A 6,545-nucleotide genomic window follows, 5' to 3' on the forward strand; every position below is an offset into this window, starting at 1 on the left:
ACAGGCCGTCGAGGTTGCCGACGCGTTGCAGCCCACCGACCACGTGGGCGAGGTCGGCGGGCCGGACGTGTACGGGTACCAGCACCGCGTCGAGGCCCAGTTCGGCGAGCGAAGAGGGGGTTGAGCAGTACGGGCGACTGGACCTGGGTGACCGGATCGCCGAGGACGGCGTAGAGCCGGGTGGTTCCGGTGACGGGTGCCGGGTGCGCGGTGTCGGTCATCGTGGCCCTTCCGTGTGCTGAACAGTGCCGAGCAGGGCCGAGCGCGTACATCTTCCGGGAGTCGTGGGCGAGTTCCCGCGTTCCTTCGCCCCCGGCCCTTCGCCCCTCGGCGAGATCCTTGCGACCGTCGCCGAGGGGGCGTTGGGGACGTTCAGACCTTCTTCGCCACGTAGTGCCGGTAGCTGTCCACGGGCGGCATGAACTGCGACGGCAGCACGCCCATCTTCTTCAGCAGCTTGGTGGAGCCGCTGTCGGTGTAGCCGGCGAAGGATCCGCCGACGGCCTCCGGGCCGACGCGCTTGGCCATGTGGCGCTGGATGGCGCCGACCCGCTGCTCGCGCAGCGCTTTGTGGAAGGAGCCGTCAGGGGACAGACGCCGGTGGATCGCGGCCCGCACCTGGGACGAGATGTCGCGGTCGAGCACCCACTCCAGGCCGAGGTCCTTCTCCTGAAGCCCCTTCAGGAAGGCGTGCCGCTGCCTGGTGTAGAGGTCGACGTGCGTGAAGTAGCCGCCCGGCTTGAGCACTCGCGCCACCTCCTGGAGAAACGTCTCCAGCCTCGGGTAGTTGTGCGCGCTCTCGATGTTCACCACGACGTCGACCTCGCCGTCCCCGAAGGGCAGGTTCTCCGCGTCGCCCTGGACGTACCGCAGGCCCTTGCGGGACAGGGAGGCGTTCGCCCGGTTGACGGCCTGCTCCGACAGGTCGAGTCCGATCATGGTCTTGGCGTGGATCACACGGGAGAGGAAGTTCAGTCCCTCGCCCAGTCCGCAGCCGACTTCGAGGACGAACCTGTCGGCGTAGTCGTCGAGGTCGATCGGCACCTCCCGGAGAGCGGCGAAGTACAGCTCCTCGGAGAAGCCGTCCGTGTCGTAGTCCAGGAAGCCTGGGATGCGGGCGTTGATCTCCTTGGCCACCTGCTCGTCGTGGTAGCCCCAGTTCCACAGGATGCCCTTCTTCGACATCCGGGCCTGTAGGTCGTAGCTGGTGGAGATGTTCTTCTTGTGCACGCCCTCCTTGGCGCCCTGGCCGTTCTGGTCGTCGGTCAGGTTGATCTCGTTGACACTCGTGAACAAGCCGTACATGTCTTCGCGTGCGCCCATGTTCCGTGTTCCTCTCTCAGGGTGCTTGTCAAGGTGGTTCGGCCTCAGCCGGCGGCCGGGGGCGGCGCCCCCAGCCGGTGAGCCAGTTCGTCCACGAGCGCGCCCAGCGCCTGTGGCCCGTCCGCCGCGCCGAAGACGGTGAAGTCGGGGCGCACCAGTACGGCTGTCGCACCGCTGTGGCCCAGATAGGGCAGGTACCGGTCCTCGATGTCGAGCACGGCGCCGGGATACAGCTCGCGCGCTGGTGTGTCCGGGGGCAGGAGGTGCGCGTAGCGCGTGCCGAGCCCGTCGAGGAAGGACCGCCGTGGTCCGTCCAGCGCGGTCGCCGGATCAGCGGTGGTGAGCAGGACGAAGCCGAGGCCGACGATCTCGTCCAGCAGCCCGTCCCCGTCGGCTCCCGCCACCCGCGCCTGGGGGAACAGGGTCCCGGCGGGCAGCAGCGGCGTGCCGTCGTCGGCCCGGTGGAGCAGCCCTTCGGTGAGGGGGATCGCGGTCGACATCGGCAGCGCGCCGCCGCCCTCGCGGTCACGCCCGGCGAGCATGATCGCATCCCGGTCGGCGGCCGCGGCGGGGTCGGTCACGCAGATCACCTTGCCGAGCTTCACGGAGGTGGTGATGGCGTTCTGCACGTGGGCCCGGCGCTCGACGGTGTAGGTGTCGAGTACGGAGTCGCCGGCAAGGCCGCGCAGCAGCAGGTCGAGTTTCCAGGACAGGTTGGCCGCGTCCCGGAAGCCCGAGCACATGCCCTGCCCGGCGAAGGGCGGCATGAGGTGCGCGGCGTCCCCCGCGATCAGCAGCCGACCCTTGCGCCACTGCGCCGCCCAGCGGGCCTGGAAGGTGTAGACGGCGTGCCGCTCGAGGGTCGCGTTGTCGGGGCGGACGGAGAACATGTCCAGCATGCGCCAGAGGGTCTCCTCCCGCTTCAGCTCCTCCATGCTCTCGCCCGGCAGCCGCATGAACTCGAACCGGCGGTGTCCCGGACCGGCCGACACGGCGGTCCGGGGCCGCTGCGGATCACAGATCTGCAGGTTGTTGGGGCGAAAGTCGCGGGGCTCGTTCAACACGACGTCGCAGATCAGCCAGTCGTAGAAGAAGCCGAGGTCGGTGAGGGGACTGTCCATCGACTCCCGCACGAAGCTGTTGGCCCCGTCGCATCCGACGACGTACCGTGCGGTGAAGGTGTGTTCCTGCTCCTCGGTGTCCTCGCAGACCACCTCGACCAGGTCGCCGCGGTCGTCGAGTTCGACGACCTCCTGCCCGCGGACGACCCGCAGGTTCGGGAAGTCGGTGCCGCGGTCTATGAGCGTGGCCTCCAGGCCCGGCTGGTACATGGCGGTCGCCTGCGGCCAGCCGCATTGGCCGTGCTCGGCGCTCTCCATGTGCAGCAGCGTCTCGCCGGCGGCGTTGCGCCAGGCGTAGTCGCGTGAGTTCTCGCCGAACTTGTCGAGGAACGGCCCGATGCCGGCGGCCGCGAGGATACGGGCCGCCTCGTCGTCGAAGCCGACCGCGCGCGGCATGGGGTACGGCTGCGGCCAGCGCTCCACGACCGTGATCCGCCAGCCGTGCCGGGCCAGCAGGATCGCCAGCAGCTGACCGACCGGGCCGTATCCGACGACGGCCACGTCCGTGTCGGTGGCGGCGGCCGCTGCGGTCCCGGCGCCGCTGGTCTGCGTCTCCATGGTCATCTCCGTCCGGTCCCGCCTCAGCCGTTGCCCGAGCCGGCGAGGATGTCCTTCACGACACCTTCGAACTCGGCCTTGTCGATCAGCGTGCGGATCGACTCCTGGCCGTTGTCCACCCGCAGCAGCCGTCTGCCGGTGAGCACGAGCTGCCCGGTGTCGGTGGCGCGGCCCCGCAGCACGGTTCCGGCGAACAGCGAGTCCTTCACGATCTGTTCGGCGGCCGTGTCCTGCGGGCTGTCCCAGTCGGAGACGGCACGGGCCGTCAGTTCGAACCGGTACACCGGCCGCCAGTCCCCGGTGGCGGCCCTGCGCTCCAGCACGTGGTACGTGCCGGCCGTCCTGAGCCGGTAGGCGCAGCCGAACTGGTGCTGCACCTCGTCGGTCACCCGCAGCGGTTCCAGATACGACGGGCCGGCGAAGCCCACGTCGACGAGCCAGATCTCCCCGTCGAGGCGCACACAGTTGAAGGTGTGCTCGAAGTCCGGCCCGAACTGCCCGTCGGGCCAGCGCTGGGACGCGGCCAGGATCGAGACGTCGTAGCCGAGTTCGGTCAGGAGCCTGCGGAACAGGCCGCTCAGGTCATGGCAGACACCGCCCGCGCCGCCTGTGACGATGGCCCGGAACGTGGCGTCGACGTCGATGTCGACGACGTTGCGGAAGCCCGTGAAGCTCTTGATGAAGTCGCTGCTGTCGTAGGGCAGCGACATCAGGTGGTTCTTGTGCAGCACACGCAGTGTCTCGGCGCTGGGTTCGGGCACCTCGGTGAAGCCCAGGCGGCGCAGGTAGGTCTCGACCTCGAACATCCGGCTACTCTCCCTTTTCCGGGTGGTCCCACTTGGCCAGCAGCTCGCGCAGCTGCGCTACGGCCCGCGCGCGCGACGCCTCGTCGTGCAGCGCCGGGGTCACCGCAAGTTCCAGCTTGGTGAATTCCTCCGTCACTGCCTGCGGCGTCACGGTGAGGTCGACCTCCAGGGCGTCCAGCATGAGTTCGGCGATCATGCCGGCGGTCGGGAAGTCGAAGATCAGGCCCTGCGGCAGTTCGAGTCCCGATGCCCGGTTGAGCCGGTTGCGCAGCTCCAGACCGGTCAGCGAGTCGAAGCCGATGTCGAGGAAGGCGATCCCGTCCTCGACCGCCGTCGAGCCCGTGACGTGGCCGAGCACCTGCCCCGCCTGCGCCAGCACCAGATCGGTCAGCACCGCCTGCCGCTCCGGTGGGGACAGGGGCAGCAGCCGTGCCCGCAGAACCGGTCCGTCGTTCTCGGTGTCCTGGCGCGTACCGGCGTCGGTCCCGGGCGCGGCCGTGAGCGCGGTGACCTCGGGCAGGGCCCGCAGCAGCGGACGCTGCCTGGCGGCCGTGAAGGACGGTGCGAACCGCGACCAGTCGATGCCCGCGACCACGATGTGTCCCTCGTCGCGCGCCATCGCCTGGCCCAGGGCCTCGACCGCGAGTTCGGGCCGCATCAGCTGCACGCCGACCTCCGCGAACTCCTCGGCCACGGAGTCGTCGACCATGCCGCCGCCGGCCCAGGCACCCCAAGCCACGGCGGTCGCCGCCCGCCCGTCGGCACGCCTGCGGTGCGCCAGCCCCTCGACGAAGGCGTTGGCGGCCGCGTACGCGCTCTGGCCCGCACCGCCCCAGGCGGCGGCTCCGGAGGAGAACACCACGAATGCCTCGAGGGGACGGTCGGACAGCAGCTCGTCGAGGTGTGCGGCACCGGCGACCTTCGCCCGGCCGATCTCGGCGAACTCCGCAAGCGCGCTGTCGGGCAGCTTCTTCGGCTCCTGCGCGACCCCGGCTGTGTGAAAGACGGCGGTGACGGGCCGGTCCGAGGGCACTTCCGCGATCACCGCGGCCAGCGCGGCCCGGTCGGTGACATCACAGGCCGCGAGGGTGACGCGGGCGCCGAGCGCCGTCAGCTGCGCCTCCAGCTCCGCGGCGCCCTCGGCGGCCGGGCCACGACGGCTGAGCAGGAGCAGGTGCTCCGCGCCCCGGGCGGCGGCCCATCGCGCCACGTGCGCACCGATACCGCCGGTGCCGCCGGTGACGAGCACCGTGCCGCGCGGTGTCCAGGCCTCCGCGGGCCCCGTGGCATCGTCTGCGGCGACGGACTCGGCGCGGGTCATACGGCGCGCGTAGGCGCCCGTGGACCGGATCGCGAGCTGGTCCTCACCGTGCTGTCCGCACAGCGCGCCGACCACCCGGTCCCACGCGGCCTCGTCGGGCTCGGCCGCCAGGTCGACCAGTCCGCCCCAGGTCTTCGGGTGGTCCAGGGCCAGCACGGTGCCGAGTCCCCACATCATCGGCTGCGCCGCGCTCCTCACCTCCCCGTCCTCCTGGACGGCGACGGCCCCCGAGGTCAGGCACCACAGCGGCGCGGTGACGTCCAGGTCCTGGAGAGCCTGCACGAGAGTGACGGTGGCGGCCGTACCGCGCGAGAGCGTCGGATGGGCGGGATCCGGCCGTTCGTCCAGGGCGAGCAGGGACACCACCCCGGCCGGTGTACCGGGCTCCGTGTCGAGCCGCGCCCGGACGAGCTTCGCCAGGGTCTCCCGGTCCTCGCCGTCGACGTCCACCCGCACGACGCGGCCACCGTGCGCGGTCAGCGCACCGCTGGTGGCCGCCGCCGTGGCGTCGGCGTGTCCCGCGGGCACCAGCATCAGCCACACGCCGTCGGCGACGGCGGCGCCCGGTTCGAGCGCGTCGGTGACGGGCTGCCAGGTGAGCCGGTATCGCCAGCCGTCCAGCACCGCCTGGTCCCTACGGCTGCGGCGCCACGCGGACAGGGCGGGCAGCACACCGTCCAGCGTGGTCGCGTCGAGCCGCAGCGTCCGCGCCAGCGAGTCCGCGTCGCCGCTGTCGACGATCTCCCAGAACGCCGCGTCGACCGGATCGGCGACCGGCTCGGGAACGCTCGGGCCGTCGCCTTCGATCCAGAAGCGCTGGTGCTGGAAGGCGTACGTGGGCAGAGCCACGCGGTGTGCGTTCCGGCCTGCGAAGACCTGCTCCCAGTCGATGTCGAGGCCACGTGTGTGCAGTTGACCGAGAGTGGTCAGCAGGGCGTGCTCCTCACCGGCGTCACGCCGCAGTGACGGTATGCAGTCACCGTCGACCATGCCGGTCAGGGTGCCGTCCGGGCCCAGCTCCAGGAACGTCGTGACACCCTGGCCGCGCAGCGCCTGCACGCCGTCGTGGAAGCGCACGGTGCCGCGCACGTGCTCCACCCAGTACCCGGGCGAGCACAACCGCCCGGCGTCCGCCACCTCACCCGTCAGGTTCGACACCACCGGCAGCACCGGCGCGTTGTACACCAGCCCCGCCGCGACCTCACAAAAGTCCTCCAGCATCGGATCCATCAACGGCGAGTGGAACGCATGCGACACCCGCAGCCGCTTGACCCGACGACCGTCCAAGCCCTCGGTCACAGCCGACACCGCACTCTCCGTCCCCGAAACCACCAGGGACGTAGGTCCGTTGACGGCGGCGATGCTCACACCGTCCGACAGCAAAGGACGTACTTCGTCCTCGGCGGCCTCCACCGC

General features: G+C 70.9%; 4 protein-coding genes. All 4 read right to left on the minus strand.

All coding sequences use genetic code 11. The features are described from left to right. Nucleotides 1-372: 372 nt before the first annotated feature. From ACZ60X_RS39200 to ACZ60X_RS39215, 4 genes are read right to left on the minus strand one after another with little or no spacing between them, the layout of a single operon-like run. On the minus strand, nt 373-1,323 hold the full coding sequence (locus tag ACZ60X_RS39200; RefSeq protein WP_469609471.1) for a class I SAM-dependent methyltransferase: 951 nt from the start codon (nt 1,321-1,323) through the stop codon (nt 373-375). 44 nt (nt 1,324-1,367) lie between these two features. Further along, entirely contained in the window at nt 1,368-3,008 is a 1,641-nt protein-coding gene (mhpA, locus tag ACZ60X_RS39205) for a bifunctional 3-(3-hydroxy-phenyl)propionate/3-hydroxycinnamic acid hydroxylase MhpA (protein ID WP_469609474.1), read from the minus strand. A 17-nt stretch (nt 3,009-3,025) separates the two neighbouring features. Further along, nucleotides 3,026-3,808 (minus strand): arylamine N-acetyltransferase family protein, encoded by a 783-nt coding sequence (locus ACZ60X_RS39210; RefSeq protein WP_469609477.1) that lies wholly within the window; start codon nt 3,806-3,808, stop codon nt 3,026-3,028. A 4-nt stretch (nt 3,809-3,812) separates the two neighbouring features. Then, entirely contained in the window at nt 3,813-6,542 is a 2,730-nt protein-coding gene (locus tag ACZ60X_RS39215) for an SDR family NAD(P)-dependent oxidoreductase (protein ID WP_469609502.1), read from the minus strand. Nucleotides 6,543-6,545 lie beyond the last annotated feature (3 nt).

The sequence above is a fragment of the Streptomyces sp. NPDC104106 genome, assembly GCF_055584345.1.